The organism is Geodermatophilus sp. SYSU D00684 (assembly GCF_054050455.1).
Genome location: NZ_JBJGZI010000006.1, coordinates 173923 through 190147 on the forward strand (window position 1 = coordinate 173923; position 16225 = coordinate 190147).

At 76.3% G+C, this 16225-nt stretch carries 15 protein-coding genes; 9 read left to right on the plus strand and 6 right to left on the minus strand.

What is annotated here, in order from left to right; genetic code table 11:
• The first annotated feature begins 114 nt into the window (after positions 1 to 114).
• Both ACI79L_RS06195 and ACI79L_RS06200 read left to right on the plus strand, forming a co-directional pair.
• The gene (locus ACI79L_RS06195; protein ID WP_456935924.1) at positions 115 to 1503 is read left to right on the plus strand and encodes a neutral zinc metallopeptidase; all 1389 of its coding nucleotides are present in this window, start codon (positions 115 to 117) and stop codon (positions 1501 to 1503) included.
• Positions 1504 to 1594: 91 nt separating this feature from the next.
• Positions 1595 to 2986: a neutral zinc metallopeptidase gene (locus ACI79L_RS06200; protein WP_456935925.1), complete on the plus strand. Its 1392-nt coding sequence runs from the start codon at positions 1595 to 1597 to the stop codon at positions 2984 to 2986.
• A 72-nt stretch (positions 2987 to 3058) separates the two neighbouring features.
• Here the strand turns inward: ACI79L_RS06200 and ACI79L_RS06205 are convergent, their stop codons facing one another.
• Positions 3059 to 4027 (minus strand): tetratricopeptide repeat protein, encoded by a 969-nt coding sequence (locus ACI79L_RS06205; RefSeq protein ID WP_456935926.1) that lies wholly within the window; start codon positions 4025 to 4027, stop codon positions 3059 to 3061.
• A 35-nt stretch (positions 4028 to 4062) separates the two neighbouring features.
• Positions 4063 to 4596, minus strand: coding sequence for a MarR family winged helix-turn-helix transcriptional regulator (locus ACI79L_RS06210; RefSeq protein ID WP_456935927.1), 534 nt, complete (start codon positions 4594 to 4596; stop codon positions 4063 to 4065).
• 180 nt (positions 4597 to 4776) lie between these two features.
• On the opposite strand from ACI79L_RS06210, the gene ACI79L_RS06215 reads away from it, so the two are divergent.
• Positions 4777 to 5697, plus strand: coding sequence for a hypothetical protein (locus tag ACI79L_RS06215; protein ID WP_456935928.1), 921 nt, complete (start codon positions 4777 to 4779; stop codon positions 5695 to 5697).
• Positions 5698 to 5746: 49 nt separating this feature from the next.
• On the opposite strand, the gene ACI79L_RS06220 is transcribed toward ACI79L_RS06215, so the two are convergent.
• From ACI79L_RS06220 to ACI79L_RS06230, 3 genes are read right to left on the minus strand one after another with little or no spacing between them, the layout of a single operon-like run.
• Positions 5747 to 7213 (minus strand): phytoene desaturase family protein, encoded by a 1467-nt coding sequence (locus ACI79L_RS06220; RefSeq protein WP_456935929.1) that lies wholly within the window; start codon positions 7211 to 7213, stop codon positions 5747 to 5749.
• A 23-nt stretch (positions 7214 to 7236) separates the two neighbouring features.
• The gene (gene meaB / locus ACI79L_RS06225) at positions 7237 to 8262 is read right to left on the minus strand and encodes a methylmalonyl Co-A mutase-associated GTPase MeaB (RefSeq protein ID WP_456935930.1); all 1026 of its coding nucleotides are present in this window, start codon (positions 8260 to 8262) and stop codon (positions 7237 to 7239) included.
• Positions 8259 to 9455 (minus strand): acetyl-CoA C-acetyltransferase, encoded by a 1197-nt coding sequence (locus ACI79L_RS06230; protein ID WP_456935931.1) that lies wholly within the window; start codon positions 9453 to 9455, stop codon positions 8259 to 8261. Before ACI79L_RS06230 ends, meaB begins: the two co-directional genes overlap by 4 nt.
• A gap of 325 nt (positions 9456 to 9780) precedes the next feature.
• Between ACI79L_RS06230 and mce the strand changes: the two genes are divergently transcribed.
• From mce to ACI79L_RS06260, 6 genes are all read left to right on the plus strand, one after another.
• On the plus strand, positions 9781 to 10242 hold the full coding sequence (mce, locus tag ACI79L_RS06235; protein WP_456935932.1) for a methylmalonyl-CoA epimerase: 462 nt from the start codon (positions 9781 to 9783) through the stop codon (positions 10240 to 10242).
• A 115-nt stretch (positions 10243 to 10357) separates the two neighbouring features.
• The gene (ccrA, locus tag ACI79L_RS06240) at positions 10358 to 11689 is read left to right on the plus strand and encodes a crotonyl-CoA carboxylase/reductase (protein WP_456935933.1); all 1332 of its coding nucleotides are present in this window, start codon (positions 10358 to 10360) and stop codon (positions 11687 to 11689) included.
• A gap of 190 nt (positions 11690 to 11879) precedes the next feature.
• Entirely contained in the window at positions 11880 to 13325 is a 1446-nt protein-coding gene (locus ACI79L_RS06245; RefSeq protein WP_456935934.1) for a hypothetical protein, read from the plus strand.
• A gap of 162 nt (positions 13326 to 13487) precedes the next feature.
• Entirely contained in the window at positions 13488 to 14312 is an 825-nt protein-coding gene (locus ACI79L_RS06250) for a hypothetical protein (RefSeq protein ID WP_456935935.1), read from the plus strand.
• Between the two features lie 105 nt (positions 14313 to 14417).
• On the plus strand, positions 14418 to 15284 hold the full coding sequence (locus ACI79L_RS06255; RefSeq protein ID WP_456935936.1) for a DUF4397 domain-containing protein: 867 nt from the start codon (positions 14418 to 14420) through the stop codon (positions 15282 to 15284).
• Positions 15281 to 15946, plus strand: a complete 666-nt coding sequence (locus tag ACI79L_RS06260; protein ID WP_456935937.1) for a class F sortase — start codon at positions 15281 to 15283, stop codon at positions 15944 to 15946. The genes ACI79L_RS06255 and ACI79L_RS06260 overlap by 4 nt, the downstream gene beginning before the upstream one ends.
• Here ACI79L_RS06260 and ACI79L_RS06265 read toward each other — a convergent pair.
• On the minus strand, positions 15943 to 16225 hold a 283-nt coding region (locus tag ACI79L_RS06265), incomplete at its 5' end, for a hypothetical protein (protein WP_456935938.1). The genes ACI79L_RS06260 and ACI79L_RS06265 overlap by 4 nt on opposite strands.

Sequence of the window (16225 nt, forward strand, 5' to 3'; positions counted from 1 at the left end):
GTTCCCCGCTGCCGCCTGCCCGTGCATCATGGCCCGGCTCCGCGCCCCGGTGGCGCGGACCGGCCCCGGCTCCCTCGGGCGCCCGCACCCCGGCAGAGAAGGAACCCCAGCTCCATGAGGCATGGTCTGCGCCGCGCGATCGTCGCGGCAGCGGCGGGCAGCGTGCTGCTCACCGGTTGCTCGAGCACCGTCGTCGGCGCCGCCTCCCGCGGGCCGAGCGTCCCGGTCGACGTGTCCGACGGCGAGTTCCCGATCACCGGTTCCGCGGACACCGCGGCCGACCGGCTGGCGCGCAACGCGCTGGCCGACCTCGACACCTTCTGGAGCGAGGCCTACCCCGAGTTCTTCGGCGAGGAGTACCAGCCGATCACCGGCGGCTACTTCTCGGTCGACTCCACGAACATCGACGAGTCCGCCTACCCGAGCACCGGCATCGGCTGCGAGCGGGCGCCCGAGGACCCCGACGGCGTGGCGAACAACGCCCACTACGACCCCAACTGCGACGCCGTCGCCTACGACCGCGCGCTGCTCGACCAGCTCAGCGCCGAGTTCGGGCCCTACCTCGGCCCCGCCGTCATGGCGCACGAGATCGGCCACGCCATGCAGGGCCGGTTCGGCTTCGCCGACTCGACGATCGTCGTCGAGACGCAGGCCGACTGCCTGGCCGGCGCCTTCACCCGGTGGGTGATCGACGGCAACGCCGAGCACATCGCGCTGCGCGTCTCCGAGCTCGACCAGGTGGTGCTCGGGTTCATCGGCCTGCGCGACCCGGTCGGGTCCTCCCCCGACGACGACCGGGCGCACGGCTCGGGCTTCGACCGGCTGTCGGGCTTCTACGCCGGCTACGACGGCGGCGTCGGCACCTGCCGGGACGACTTCACCGAGCAGCGGCTGTTCGTCGCCACCGAGTTCCTCACCGAGGACGACCTGGACAACGAGGGCAACGCCCCGTACGAGGACATCGCCGGGCTGACCGAGCAGTCGCTGCCGCTGTTCTACGAGCAGGTGTTCCCCGGCCTCGGCCAGGACTTCACCGCGCCGACCGTCCAGGTCTTCGACGGCACCGCGCCCGACTGCGGCGACATGGGCGCCGAGGACCGCGACCTCGGGTTCTGCGAGGCCGACGGCACCGTCTACGTCGACGAGACCGACCTGCTGGGCCCGGCGTACGAGGGCATCGGCGACTTCGCCGTCGCCACCGCCGTCTCCCTCGCCTACGCCCAGGCCGCGCGCGCCGAGCTCGGCCTGTCCATCGACGACGCCACCGCCGTCAGCTCCGCGGTCTGCCTGACCGGCTGGTACGCCGGGCGGTTCTGGACCGGCGACTTCCAGGACGTCGGCGCCCTGTCCCCCGGCGACGTCGACGAGGCGGCGATCTTCCTGCTCACCTACGGCCAGCAGGAGAGCGTCTTCCCGAACACCGACCTGTCCGGCTTCGAGATGGTCGACGCCTTCCGCGACGGCTTCCTCAACGGGGGCGCCGGCTGCGAGATCGGTCTCTGACAGCGCACCACCCGTGACGGCGCCCGTCTCCCCGGAGGAGGCGGGCGCCGTCCGCGTTCACGCAGGCCGACGGCGGGTAGAGGCTCCCGCGATGGACCTCCGCACGCGCTCCCGGGGCGCACTCGCCGTCGTCGTGGCGCTCGGCGTCCTCCTGACGACGGGGTGCTCGTACGTCGTCATCGGGCAGGCGCGCTCGCAGGGGGCGCCGTCGCAGTCGGTCGGCGACGACACCCTGCGCGTCGTCGGTGCCACCGACGGGCCGATCGACACCCTCGCCCGCAACGCCCTCGCCGACCTCGAGACGTTCTGGTCGGACACCTTCCCCACCGTCTACGGGGAGCCGTTCCAGCCGCTGACCGGCGGCTACTTCAGCGTCGACCCGAACGACGTCGACCCGGCGGCCTACCCCGAGGGCATCGGCTGCGGCACCGACCCGCGCGACCTGGAGAACAACGCCTTCTACTGCTCCTCGCAGGGCGTGCCGAACTCGGACTCGATCAGCTACGACCGCGCCTTCCTCGGCGAGCTGGCCGCGCAGTACGGCGAGGTCCTGCCGCAGCTGGTCATGGCCCACGAGTTCGGCCACGCCGTCCAGGCCCGGGTCGGCTACCCGCAGACCTCGATCGCCACCGAGACCCAGGCCGACTGCCTGGCCGGCGCGTGGACCGCCTGGGTGGCCGACGGCAACGCCGAGTTCTCCTCCGTCGACACCACCGACCTCGACCAGCTGCTGCGCGGCTACTTCCTGCTGCGCGACCCGGTGGGCACCGGCACCGGTGAGCAGCAGGCGCACGGCTCCTACTTCGACCGCGTCTCGGCGTTCCAGGAGGGCTTCGACGACGGCGCCGAGGCCTGCCGCGACCGCTACGGCCCCGACCGCGTCTTCACCCAGGGCGAGTTCACCAGGGACGACGACTTCGCCCGCGGCGGCAACGCACCCTTCGGCCAGACGGTGGAGATCATCGAGGACTCCCTGCCCGAGTTCTGGACCCGCGCGTTCACCGAGGTGCTGGACGCCGAGTTCACCGAGCCGCAGCTGGAGAGCACCACGAGGCCGCCGGACTGCGCCCCGGCCGACGTCGCCCTCGTCTACTGCCCCGACGGCGGCAGCTCCGGGCTGGTCGCCTACGACGAGGACTTCGCCGGGCAGGCCTACGCGCTCGGCGACTTCGCCGTCGTCACCGGGGTGGCCATCCCCTACGCGCTGGCGGCGCGCGACCAGCTGGGCCTGTCCACCGACGACACCGCCGCCCTGCAGTCGGCCGTCTGCCTGACCGGCTGGTACTCGGCGCAGGTCTACAACAACCAGCTGACGTCGGTGCAGATCTCACCGGGTGACATCGACGAGAGCGTGCAGTTCCTGCTCACCTACGGCAACGACCCCGACGTGCTCGCCGACGTCGACCTGACCGGCTTCCAGCTCGTCGACGTGTTCCGCGCCGGCTTCCTGCAGGGCGCCGGCGCCTGCGACGTCGGGGCCTGACCCCCGTCCTCTGAGCCGGCCCCCTGCAGGGCCCCGCCGCGGGCCTGCGAGCGGTGGGGGCAGGGGGCCCGTCTAGTACAGGGCGGCCATCAGCTGGCGCCGCGCCGCGACCACCCGCGGGTCCTCGGCGCCCACGACGTCGAACAGCTCGACCAGGTGCCTGCGCGCCGCGTCGCGGTCCTCGCCGGCGGTGCGGCGGACCACGTCGACCAGCCGGGTGAAGGCGCCCTCGACGTCGCCGGTGCCCAGCAGGAAGTCGGCGGCCCGGGTCTGGGCGGCGACGTCGTCGGGGGCGGCGTCGGCCTTGGCCAGCGCGTCGGGGCCCGCGGCGTCGGCGCGGCGGAACAGCTGCACCTGGCGCAGCGCGAGGCCGGCGACCGGGTGGTCGGGCTCGGCGTCGACGATCGCCCGGTAGGCGGCCTCGGCGGCCTCCAGGTCCCCGCGCTCGAGCGCGGCCTCGGCGGCGTCGAGGCGCGGGTCGTCGAGGCCCTCGTCCTCGGCGCCCTCCGCGCCGGGCACCGCGCCGCCGGTGGTGGCGCGCACCAGCTCGGTGACGAACTGGCGGGCCTGCTCCTCGGGGATGGCGCCGGTGAACTCGGCGACCAGCTGCCCCTGCCAGACGGCCTTGACCGCCGGGATGCCCTGCACCCGCAGGCCCTGGGCCAGCGCCGGGTTGGCGTCGACGTCGACCTTCGCCAGGACCCACGAGCCGCCGCCCTCGGCGGCCAGCCGCTCGAGGACCGGGGACAGCTGCTTGCACGGCCCGCACCACTCGGCCCACAGGTCGAGGACGACCGGCACCTGGAAGGAGCGGTCGAGGACCTCGGTCTGGAAGGTGGCCTCGGTGACGTCCACGACGGCCGAGCCGGGGGCACCCGCCGGCGCGGCGGCGCTCGGCGGCGGGGCGGCCTGGGCCCGCGCGGCGGCCTCGGAGCGCGCCTTGACGGCGGCGAGGTCGACCGCACCGGCCAGGGAGGCGGCCAGCTGTGCCTGCTGGGCCTGCGCGCGCGGGTCGGGGCGTCCGGGACGGGTGGGCTGCATGCCGTCCATGATCCCACCGGCGGGCGGGTGTGGTGTCAGCCCTCGGCGGACGGGGCCGGGTCGACGTCCGCGACGTCGCCGGCGCCGAGGCGGACGCGGCGCAGCAGGTCGAACAGCTGCGCCTGCTCGGCCTCGGGCAGGTCGCCGAGGCCGAAGTCGAGGGCCATCAGCTGCCGGGTGGCCACCTCGACGACCTCGCGGCCGCGGTCGGTGATGCCGGCCAGGACGCCGCGGCCGTCGGCGGGGTTGGGCCGGCGGTCGACGAACCCGGCCGCGACCAGCCGGTCGATCGCGTTGGTGACGCTGGTCGGGTGCACCATCAGCCGGCTGCCGATCACCTTGAGCGGCAGCTGCCCGGTGCGGCTGAAGGTGAGCAGCACGAGCACCTCGTAGCGGGCGAAGGTCAGCCCGTGGGGGCGGAGCACCTCGTCGAAGCGGGCGAGCAGGATCTGCTGGACCCGGAACACCGACGTCGCGGCGCGCATCGCCGAGGCGGGGCCGAAGCGCTGCTCCCAGGTCTCCCCCGCGCGCTCGATCGGGTCGAACGGCAGCCCCAGCGCCCGGACCATGCGCCCGACGCTACCTGCCCCGCGCCGCGGGCCCGTCCCGCGCGCCGTGCCGGTCACCCGGACGCGCCACGTCGACCTGCTGCGGTCTCAGCCGCCCTGAGCCGACACCAGGTCGACAACGGGCGCCGTGCCTGTGGACGGCGTGAGCGCGGCACGGGCCCGCTCCGCCATCCTCCGGCGGTGCCCGTCCGACCCGCCCGCCCCGCCCGGCTGCACGGCCGGGTCTTCCGCGGCTCGTCACAGGTCGCCGCCGGCCGCCTGATCCGGGGACAGCTGCGCAGCACCGCCTGGCGGCGCCTCTTCCGCGACGTCTACGCGTGCTCGTCGGTCGCGGTCACCCACGAGGTCCGCGCCGGGGCGGCGGCCCTCCTGCTCGTGCCGGGTGCGGTGGTCTCCGGCCGGAGCGCCGCCGTCCTCTGGGGTGTGGACGCCGCCGGACCGGTCGACGACGTCGAGCTCACCGTGCCGCCCGGGTCGTCGGCGTCGACGGCCCCGGGCGTCCGCGTCCGCCGGTGGGCGCTGTCGGCGGACGCGGTGACCACCCGCCGCGGCATCCCGGTGACCACCGCGGCGACCACCGCGGTCGACGTCGGCCGGGGCCCCGGACCGCTGGAGGAGTCCGTCGCGCTCGTGGACGCCCTGGTCACCTGCCGGGCGACCGACCTGGCCACCGTCCGGGCCGCCGCGGCGGCCGCGACCGGACCCGGCTGCCGGCGTGCGCGGCGCGTCGCCGACCTGGCCGACGGGCTCGCCGGCTCACCGCAGGAGACCCGGCTGCGGCTCCTCCTGCACGGCGCCCGCCTCCCCCGGCCGCTCGCACAGCACACCGTGCTCGACGCCGACGGCCGGTTCGTGGCCCGACTGGACTTCGCGTGGCCGGAGCAGCGGCTGGCCGTCGAGTACGAGGGCCGGTGGCACGGCCGTCCGCAGCAGGTGGCCCCGGACCGCGCCCGGCTCAACCGGCTCACCGCGGCCGGGTGGCGGGTGGTGTTCGTGACCGCCGAGGACCTGCGGGAACCGGACGTCCTGGTCGCCCGCATCACCGCCGCGCTGACAGCCACTGCGCCCGTTGTCGACCTGCGGTCGTCTCGCGGGCGCTGAGACAGCCGCAGGTCGACAACGGGCGCCACCGCCGCTGCCGGAGGGAGGCTCAGGCGGCGGGGCGGAGGCGGGGCACCTCGCGGACGCCGAACACCTCGCGCAGCGCCACCTGCGCGGCGTTGTCCCCGCAGGCGCCGTGCACCGCGGGACCGGGCGGGGTGGCCGAGGAGGCGAGGTACACGCCGTCGACCGGCGTCTTGTACGTGTTCCACCGCGGCACCGGGCGGAACAGCATCTGCCGGAGGGTCGCCTGGCCGTTGGAGATGTCCCCGCCGATGTACATCGGGTTCCACGCCTCCATCTGGACGGCGTTCTTGGTGACCCGGTCGACGATCGTGTCCTTGAAGCCCGGCGCGAACCGCTCGACCTGGTCCTCGATGGCCGCGGTCATGTCGACGTCGGAGCCGTGCGGTACGTGCACGTAGGCCCAGAACACGTGCCCGCCCGCGGGGGCGCGGGTCGGGTCGGGCACGGTCGGCTGGACGGCGAGCACGTACGGGCGCTCGGCGGCCCTCCCCTGGTTCGGCGCGCGCTCGCCGGCGATCGTCTCCTCCAGCGTCCCGGCGACGTGCAGCGTCCCGGCCCGCCGGACGTCGGGGTTGGTCCACGGCACCGGCTCGGAGAGGATCCAGTCGATCTTGAACACGCCGGCGCCGTGCTTGTACCGCCGCACCCACCGCCGGTAGCCCTCGTTCACCCGGTCGCCGGCCATCGACACGAACGCCTCGGGCGAGGTGTCCAGCAGCACCGCCGGGACGCCGTCGAACTCGCGCAGGTCGGTGACCAGGTGCCCGGTGACCACCTCCCCGCCCTGCTGCTCCAGCGCGGTCACCATCGCGTCGGCGAGGTTCTGCGACCCGCCCGCGACCAGCGGCCACCCGACGTGGTGGCCGAGCATCGTCAGGAGCATCCCGAGCGCGGACGTCAGCGGCTGGCTCAGGTCGAGCATGCCGTGCGCGGCGGCCCCGCCCAGCAGCGCGCGCGCCTCGTCGGTCCGGAAGTACCGGTGCGCCAGCCAACTGACGTTCGGCAGCCCGTTGAGCCCGAAGTGCACGATCTGCGGCACGCTGCGGGTCGGCAGCCGCCGCAGCCGGCTGGTCAGGAAGAAGTCGACGACGTCCTGCCCGTGCTCGACCAGCGGCTCGAACAGCCGGCGGTAGGCCGCGCCGTCGGGCCCGAGCGCGTCCGCGGTCTCCTCCAGCGAGCGGTACTGGACCGCGGCCCGCCCGCCGTCCAGCGGGTGCGCGAAGTTGACCTCCGGCTGTACCAGCCGCACGCCGCGGCTGGGCAGGTCGAACTCGCGGAAGAACGGCGCCGCCGCGGCCATCGGCTGCACGATCGAGCAGACGTCGTGCCGGTACCCCGGCCGCATGAGCTCCTCGGTCCGCATCCCGCCGCCGGGCTTGTCGGCCGCCTCGACCACCTGCACGCGCAGGCCGGCGGCGGCCAGCCGGAGGGCGGCGGCCAGGCCGTTCGGCCCGGCCCCGACGACGACGGCGTCCGGCTTCCCGTTCACCGGGCCAGTCTGCCCGGGGCAGGTCAGAGCTGCGCGAGGAGCCGGTCGGCCGCGCGGTAGGGGTCGGTCGCCCCCGCCACCACCTCGCCGGCCAGCGCGGCCAGGGCCGCGGACCCGCGCACCTCGCCGATCCGCGCACGCAGCCCGGCCAGCGCGATCGCCTCGATCTCCCGGGCGGCCCGCTCGGCCCGGCGCCGGGTGCCCTCACCGGAGTCGGTGAGCCACCGCCGGTGCGCCTCGACCTCGGCGAGGACCCGGTCGATCCCCTCGTCGCGGGCGGCCACGGTGCGCAGGATCGGCGGCTTCCACGTGCCCGGGCCGGCGTGCCGCCCGCCGAGGGACTGGGCGTACCGCAGGTCCCGCACGGTGGAGTCGGCGCCGTCGCGGTCGGCCTTGTTGACGACGAGGACGTCGGCCACCTCGAGGATCCCGGCCTTCGCCGCCTGGATGCCGTCGCCCATGCCCGGCGCGACGAGCACCAGCGTGGTGTCGGCCAGCGAGGCGATCTCCAGCTCCGACTGCCCGACGCCGACGGTCTCCACCAGCACGACGTCGCAGCCGGCCGCGTCGAGCACCCGCAGCGCCTGCGGCGTCGCCCAGGCCAGCCCGCCGAGGTGCCCGCGGGAGGCCATCGAGCGGATGTAGACCCCGGGGTCGCCGGCGTGGTCCTGCATCCGCACCCGGTCGCCGAGCAGCGCCCCGCCGGAGAACGGCGACGACGGGTCGACGGCGAGCACGCCCACCCGCTTCCCGGCCGCCCGCAGCGCGCGCACCAGCGCCGTCGTCGTCGTGGACTTGCCCACGCCCGGGGGGCCGGTCAGGCCGATGACCTGCGCGTGCCCGGTGTGCGGGGCCAGCGCGGCGGCGACCTCGCGCAGCACCGGGCTCGCGTCCTCGACCAGGGAGATCAGCCGCGCCACCGCGCGGGCCTCGCCGTCGCGGGCGCGGGCGACCAGGTCGGGGACGTCGACAGCGCGCCGGCCCCGCCGCCCGCGGGGGGCGACGGGGCCGGGCGTCTGTACAGCCGTCCCCTGCGGGGACTCCGTCACGCCGAGGCGGGAGCGGGCACGTGCAGGATCAGCGCGTCGCCCTGGCCGCCGCCGCCGCACAGCGCGGCGGCGCCGACCCCGCCACCGCGGCGGCGCAGCTCCAGGGCCAGGTCCAGCACGATGCGGGCGCCGCTCATGCCGACCGGGTGGCCGAGGGCGATCGCGCCGCCGTTGGGGTTGACCTTCTCCGGGTCGATGCCGAGCTCGCGGGTGGACACGATGCCCACCGCGGCGAACGCCTCGTTGAGCTCGACCAGGTCGAGGTCCTTCGGGTCGATGCCCTCGCGCGCGCAGGCCTTCTGGATGGCCCGCGACGGCTGGCTCTGCAGCGTCGCGTCCGGCCCGGCGACGACGCCGTGCGCGCCGATCTCGGCGATCACCGTGCAGCCGAGCTCGGCGGCCTTCTCCGCGGACATGACGACGACCGCGCACGCGCCGTCGGAGATCTGCGAGGCGGTGCCGGCGGTGATGGTGCCGTCCTTGGCGAAGGCCGGCTTGAGCTTGGCGAGGGTCTCGACCGTGGTGTCGGCGCGGATGCCCTCGTCCTCGCGGAACTCGATCGGGTCGCCCTTGCGCTGCGGGATGAGGACGGGGGTGATCTCCTCGTCGAAGACCCCGTTCTTCGCGGCGCGGGCGGCCTTCTGGTGGCTCTCCGCGGCGAAGGCGTCCTGCTCCTCGCGGGTCAGGTCGTACCGCTCGTTGGCCCGCTCGGTGAGGGCGCCCATGGCGATCTGGTCGAAGGTGTCCGACAGCCCGTCGTGGGCCATCGAGTCGACGAGCGTGGCGTCGCCGTACTTGGTGCCGGTGCGGGAGCTGGGCAGCAGGTGCGGCGCCTGGGTCATCGACTCCATGCCCCCGGCGACGACGACGTCGAACTCGCCGGCGCGGATGAGCTGGTCGGCCAGGGCGATCGCGTCGAGGCCGGACAGGCAGACCTTGTTGAGCGTGAACGACGGCACCGACATCGGGATGCCGCCGGCGACCGCGGCCGGGCGGGCCGGGTTCTGGCCGGCACCGGCCTGGATGACCTGACCCATGATCACGTAGTCGACCTGGTCGCCGGAGATGCCGGCGCGCTCGAGGGCGGCCTTGATGGCGATGCCGCCGAGGTCGGCGGCGGAGAAGTCCTTGAGGGAGCCGAGGAGCCGGCCCATGGGGGTCCGGGCGCCGCTGACGATGACCGAGCGGGACATGCTGCCTCCAGTGCGGGTCGCCGTCGTTGGCGACCGCGGGTCGGGCCGCGCCGGGCGGACGGGTCGCGGCGGTCGGGCTGCGGCACAGGATAGATCGGTTCTCCAACCGGGGTCGACGCCCTGCGCCGACCCCGGTCGTCCACGGCGACGGCGACGCGGTCGTCCCGTCCGAGGTCAGCGGCGAGCGGTCGCCCGCGGCGACCGGCGGCAGCGCACCGGCCTCCTCGGGGGCGGCCCGGCCGGGCCGCCCCCGCCCCGCACCCCGAGGGCGTGATGGTGGCCACACCGGGGAGTCGTCTCAGACGTCTTGCGTCAGGATGACGCGGTGACCGCCGACGCGTCTGCTCCCGCGGGTCTGCCCGCCGAGCTGTTCACCACCATCGACCACGTGGGCATCGCCGTCCCCGACCTCGACGAGGCGATCGCCTTCTACGCACAGGCCTTCGGCGTGCGCTCCGTGCACGAGGAGACCAACGAGGAGCAGGGCGTCCGCGAGGCGATGCTCGCCGTCGGCTCCGGCGACACCCGCATCCAGCTGCTCGCCCCGCTGACGCCGGAGTCGACGATCGCCAAGTTCATCGGCCGGTCGGGCCCGGGCCTGCAGCAGCTCGCCTTCCGCGTCGACGACGTCGAGGCGGTCAGCGCCACCCTGCGCGAGCGCGGCCTGCGGCTGCTCTACGACACCCCCAAGCGCGGGACGTCGGACAGCCGCGTCAACTTCGTGCACCCCAAGGACGCCGGCGGCGTGCTCGTCGAGCTGGTCGAGCCGGCCCGCACCCCGCACTGACCACCCGGGGCCAGCCCCACCCCGACCTGCGCACGACCCGCGGGTTACCGGCCGGTAACCTGCCGCGCACCCGCCCTACCACCCCTCCGAGCCGACGAAGACCCGGGAGAGACACGTGGACGAGATCAGGGACGCCATCCTCGCCGACCAGCTCAGCGACATCGGCGGTCTGCCGGTGCCGGAGTCCTACCGGGCGGTCCTCGTCCGCAAGGACGAGCAGGACATGTTCGCGGGGATGCCCACCAAGGAGAAGGACCCGCGCAAGTCGCTGCACGTGGAGGAGGTCGCCACCCCCGAGCTCGGCCCGGGCGAGGCGATCGTCGCCGTCATGGCCTCCTCGGTGAACTACAACACCGTCTGGACGTCGATCTTCGAGCCGGTCTCGACCTTCGGGTTCCTCGAGCGCTACGGCCGCCAGAACGACCTCACCAAGCGGCACGACCTGCCCTACCACGTCGTCGGGTCCGACCTGGCCGGCGTCGTCCTGCGGGTGGGCCCGGGCGTGAACAAGTGGAAGCCCGGCGACGAGGTCGTCGCGCACTGCCTGTCGGTCGAGCTCGAGGACCCGGCCGGCCACGACGACACGATGATGGACCCGCAGCAGCGGATCTGGGGCTTCGAGACCAACTTCGGCGGCCTCGCCGAGCTCGCGCTGGTCAAGAGCAACCAGCTCATGCCCAAGCCCGCGCACCTGTCCTGGGAGGAGGCGGCCGCCCCCGGGCTGGTCAACTCCACCGCCTACCGCCAGCTGGTGTCCCGCAACGGCGCGGACATGAAGCAGGGCGACGTCGTCCTGATCTGGGGCGCGTCGGGTGGTCTGGGCTCCTACGCCACCCAGATGGCCCTCAACGGCGGCGCCATCCCCGTCTGCGTGGTCTCCAGCCCGGAGAAGGCCGACATCGTCCGGAAGATGGGCGCCGAGCTGGTCATCGACCGCTCCGCCGAGGGCTACCGGTTCTGGAAGGACGAGCAGACCCAGGACCCCAAGGAGTGGCAGCGGTTCGGCAAGCGGATCCGCGAGCTGACCGGCGGGGACGACGTCGACATCGTCTTCGAGCACCCCGGCCGCGAGACCTTCGGCGCCAGCGTCTACGTCGCCAAGAAGGGCGGCACGATCGTCACCTGCGCCTCCACCAGCGGCTACATGCACTCCTACGACAACCGCTACCTGTGGATGAACCTCAAGCGGATCGTCGGGTCGCACTTCGCCAACTACAAGGAGGCGTGGGAGGCCAACCGGCTCATCGACAAGGGGCTGGTCCACCCGACCCTGTCGAAGACCTACGCGATGGACGAGGTGGGCCAGGCCGCCTACGACGTCCACCACAACCTCCACCAGGGCAAGGTCGGCGTGCTGACCCTCGCCCCGGAGGAGGGCCTCGGTGTCAAGGACGCCGAGAAGCGGGAGCGGCTCCTGCCCGCGATCAACCGCTTCCGCGGCATCTAGTCCCAGCAGCCCCTGGACGGGGGTGCCCGGGCGCCGGCCGGCGACCGGGCACCCTGGGGGGAGCCGCCTCGTTGTCCGACGGGGCGCGGTCCGGGGGCCCACCGGCACCACCCGGGGCGCCACACGCCGAACGGCCGGACCCGCCTCGACACGCTGACGCCCCTCCCCCGACTCTGCGAGGATGACCCGCATGACCGATCCCCGCCGCGACCTGCTGCCGATGCGCGAGGCCCAGCACTCGTTCGACGTGGTGCTGCGGGGTTACGACCGCCACCAGGTGGCCGAGACCATCGAGCGCCTCGAGGCCGACATCCGGGTCGCGCTGGCCGACCGGGACGCCGCGGCCGCGCGCGTCAGCGACCTCGCCGGCCAGCTGTCGGCGATGCACGCGGAGATCGACCAGCTGCGCCGCAAGGCCGCGAACTCGGGCCCCGCCACGTTCGAGAACATGAGCGAGCGCATCTCGCACATGCTCCGGCTGGCCGAGGAGGAGGCCGCCGACATCCGCGCGGCCGCCGAGCAGGAGGCCCGGGCGCTGCGCGAGCAGACCGCCGCCGAGGAGCGCGCGATGCTCGAGCGGCACGCGGCCGGCCAGGCCGAGGTGGAGCGGATGCTCGCCGAGGCCCGCCAGAACGCCGAGCAGATCGCCAGCAAGGCGCAGATCCGCGCCGACGAGCTGGTGGCCAAGGCGCAGGAGAAGGTCGCCCGGCTCGACGCCGAGTCGCAGGCCCGCCGCGCCAAGGTCGAGGAGGACTTCGAGATCGCGCAGCGCGCCCGCCGCGCCGAGGCCGCGCGGATCGAGGAGGAGCGCGACCAGCAGTCGGTGCGGGCCGCGCAGGAGCGCGTCGCCGCCGCGGAGGCGCACGCGGCCGCCGTCGTCACCGACGCCGAGGCCTCCGCCGCCGCCGTCCGCCGGGTGCGCGACGAACTCGCCGCGCGGCTCACCGAGGCCCGGCGGGTGCTGTCCACCCTGCCCGACCTGGCCGACCGGCCCCAGCCGCAGGCGCAGCGCCCGGGCCAGCCGGCGCAGCAGGCCGCCCGCCCGCCGGCCGCCCCGGCGCCCCAGCCCGCCCCGCAGCCGGCGGCCCCGGCCCCCCAGCCCTCACAGTCGTCGCCGTCCCCGCAGGAGCAGCAGCCCGCGGCCCGCCGCGACGCCGACGGCGCGCAGACCGCGGTGCAGCCGGCCGTCGGCCGCCCCGCCGGGGAGCCGCAGACGCTCGTGCAGCCCGCCGTCGGGCCGCAGACGGCCGTGCAGCGCGCCGTCGGCCCGCAGAGCGGCGGGCAGCCGGCCGCACCCCGCCCGACGCCGCACGCCCGGCCCGCCGAGGCCCCGGCCGGCGAGGCCGCCGCCGCCCGGCAGCCCACGCGGCCGTCGTCGCCGCAGACGATGCCCGCGGTGCAGCAGCCGGCCGGGCAGGAGCCCGCGCCCGGCCGGCCCTCGGTGACCGAGACCCAGCAGATCCGCCCGGTGCACACCGCGGGCCAGGAGGAGGGCCGGCCGGCCGGCGGCTCGAGCCGCGCCGGGCAGCCGTCCCCCGAGGGCGCCCCGGAGCCCCAGGGCCCGCAGACCGCGGTGCAGCCCGCCGTCCGCAGTGGCGACACCGGCGGCCAGCCCGCCGTCCCCGGGCGTCGCTGACCTGCTGCCCGCGCGCCGCGGACCGCGGCGGGGTAGGCAGGAGGCGTGACAGACGCGTCCGGACCGGTCACTCCCGGTCCGGACGCACCGCGCGCCGCGCCGCGCGGGCGGCGCGCCCGGCACCGGCACCGCGCGCGGCCCGCGGGCCCGCGGCGTCCCGCCGTGCGCGGCACGCTGCTCGCCGCGGGCCTGGCCGTCCTCGTCGGCGGCATGGGACTGGGGCAGGCCGCGCTCGGTCGCGACGACGCCGGCCCGGCGGCGCGCCCGCCCGCCGCGAGCACCCCGGGTCCGGGCGACGACGCGACTCCCCCGGACGGCGCCGGGCCGGTGGCCGGCTGGCTCGGCGCCGCGCTGCTGCCCCAGACCGACCTGGCCGCCACGGCCGCCGTCCGGCGGGAGCTGAGCGACGCCGGCGTCCCCGCCGGCCGGCTGCGCCCGGCCGAGGACGGCGTGCCGCCCGGCGCGCTGCTCGCCGTCGTCGGGGCCGCGCCGGCCGGCTCGCGGGTGGTGGCGCGCTTCGACCGGCACGGGGACGGCAGCGAGCTGCTCGTCGTCGACCCCGCGCCCGGCGAGCCCACGGCCGGGGAGGTCGCCCGCCGGCACGACCTCGCGCAGGCGCTGCTCGCCAACCCGACCACCCGGGCCGAGGGTGCGGCGGCCGCCGTCCTCCAGGACGCCGCCGTCGACGAGCGGCTGCTCACCGTGCTGGCCGCCGTGGCCGCCGCGGACGGCGTGGGTGTCGCGGCGTTCCCCGCGCTGCCGGGCGAGGAGGGCGCCGCGACGCCGGCCCGCCGGGCGCTCGTCGACGCCGTCGGCGGCGCGCCGGTGCCCGGGGACCCGGAGGCCACCGAGCGGCTGCGGGCGTGGTTCGCCGCCCAGCTCCCGCCGTTCGCCCCCGACGACGTCGAGGTGACCGACGCCGGGGTGCTCGTGTCCTTCCGCTACGTCTCCGCGCCGGAGGCACTGGTGACCGCCGCCACCGGCTGACGGCGCGCCCGGCGGACCCCGCGGGTGTGGCCCGCGGACCCGCGAGGTAGACGTTGGGTCATCCCCTGACGACGACGGGGTCCGACCCTGCACCGGGAGGCGCGAGTGAGCAGGACGAGCCGGGTCCTGGCGGTGGTGGCCCTGACCGCGGCGGGAGCGGGGCTGCCCACCGGCCCGGCGGCCGCGGACGACGGCGGTCTGCTCCGGCTGGCGCACCTGTCCCCGGACACCCCGGCCGTCGACGTCTACGTCGACTCGGTCGCCGACCCCGCGGCCGGCCAGGTGTTCCCCGCGGTCGGCTACGGCACGGTGTCGGACTACCAGCCCGTCCCCGCCGGCACCTACGCGGTGAGCATGCGCGCGGCCGGCGCGGACCCGGGGAGCCCGCCGGTGCTGTCGACGACGGTGCGGGTCGGCGCGGACAGCGCGCACACCGTGGCCGGCGTCGGCCCCTTCGCCGACCTCGGCCTCGAGGTGCTCGACGACGACCTCACCCCGCCGCCGCCGGGCACCGCGCGGCTGCGGGTCGTCGCGGCGACGGCCGGCGCGCAGGCCCTCGACGTCGCCGTCCCCGGCGGGCCGTCCCTGGCCACCGGCCTGGCGTTCGCGGACACCACCGGCTACGTCGACGTCCCCGCGGGCGCCACGGCGGTCACCGTGACGCCGCACGGCGGCCAGGCCACGGACCTGCCCGTGCAGGTCGACGCCGGGTCGGTGTACAGCGTGCTGGTGCTCGACCGGGCCGGCGGCGGGCTGACCGTGCGGAGCGCCCTCGACGCCGCCGGTCCCGCGGTCGTCCCCTCGGGCGGGGTGGAGGCCGGCGCCGGCGGCGCGGCGGACGACCCCTCGCTGCCCGCGCCGGTCACGGCCACCGTCCTCGCCACCGCCGCGGGCCTGGTCCTGCTCACCACGCGGCGGGCGGCCGCCGGCGCGGCTCCGGGCCGGCACGCCGCCGGCCGCCGGCGCCGGTGAGCGGGCCCGCCGCCCGCCACCGCGCTCCCGTCCGCCGGTCCCGGCACCGCGCGCCCCGCTGGAGCCGGGGAGGCCTGCTGCGGCTGGCGCTGGCCGTCCTCGCGCTCGCCGCGGGGGCGGTCGCGCTGCTGGAGCCGGCCGCTCCCCCGCCGGCCGCCGCCGGGACGCCGGCCGCGACCGTCCCGGGGCCGGTCGTGCTCGCCCAGCGGTCCGCCCCCGCGGCCGTGCCGCCGGTCCGGGTGCGGGCGCCGGCGATCGGGCTCGACAGCGGGCTGGTCGACCTGGGCCTCGACGCCGCCGGCGCGCTGGCGGCCCCGGCCGACCACGCGACGGCCGGCTGGTACACCGGCGGCCCGGCGCCGGGCGACGTCGGCCCGGCGGTGCTGGCCGGGCACGTCGACTCCCGCAGCGGCCCGGCGGTCTTCTGGCGCCTGCACGAGCTCGCCCCCGGGGACGCGGTGCTCGTCGACCGCGCCGACGGCAGCACGGTGGCGTTCACCGTCACCCGGGTCGAGCGGCACCCGAAGGACGCCTTCCCCACCGACGCCGTGTACGGGCCGACGGCGGACGCCCAGCTGCGGCTGGTCACCTGCGGCGGCGCCTTCGACCGCTCGGTGCGCAGCTACGAGGACAACGTCGTGATCTTCGCGCAGGTGGCTTAGCGGCGGCGGTCGCGGGCCTGCCAGCAGGCGGTGTGCCAGTGCCGGCGCAGGTCGGCGGCGGAGTCGGTGTCCCACGGGTCGAGGTCCGAGTCGCGGGCGTAGGCCGGCCAGCTGACCACGTGCGGGGTGCCCGGCCGGATCTCCTGGTCGCATCCCGGGCAGCGGTAGGGCTTGGTGCTCGCCGCCCCGGTCAGCCGGCGGACGACCCAGTCGCCGTCCGCGGCCTCCTCGACGTCCTCGCGCCGACCCGCGAGCGGGGGGCGGCCGGCCGGCCGCCCC

Coding starts and splice junctions, on each gene's coding strand:
- ACI79L_RS06195 (WP_456935924.1), top strand. CDS start 115: ATGAGGCATGGTCTGCGCCGCGCGATCGTCGCGGCAGCGGCGGGCAGC.
- ACI79L_RS06200 (WP_456935925.1), top strand. CDS start 1,595: ATGGACCTCCGCACGCGCTCCCGGGGCGCACTCGCCGTCGTCGTGGCG.
- ACI79L_RS06205 (WP_456935926.1), bottom strand. CDS start 4,027: ATGCAGCCCACCCGTCCCGGACGCCCCGACCCGCGCGCGCAGGCCCAG.
- ACI79L_RS06210 (WP_456935927.1), bottom strand. CDS start 4,596: ATGGTCCGGGCGCTGGGGCTGCCGTTCGACCCGATCGAGCGCGCGGGG.
- ACI79L_RS06230 (WP_456935931.1), bottom strand. CDS start 9,455: ATGTCCCGCTCGGTCATCGTCAGCGGCGCCCGGACCCCCATGGGCCGG.
- ACI79L_RS06245 (WP_456935934.1), top strand. CDS start 11,880: ATGACCGATCCCCGCCGCGACCTGCTGCCGATGCGCGAGGCCCAGCAC.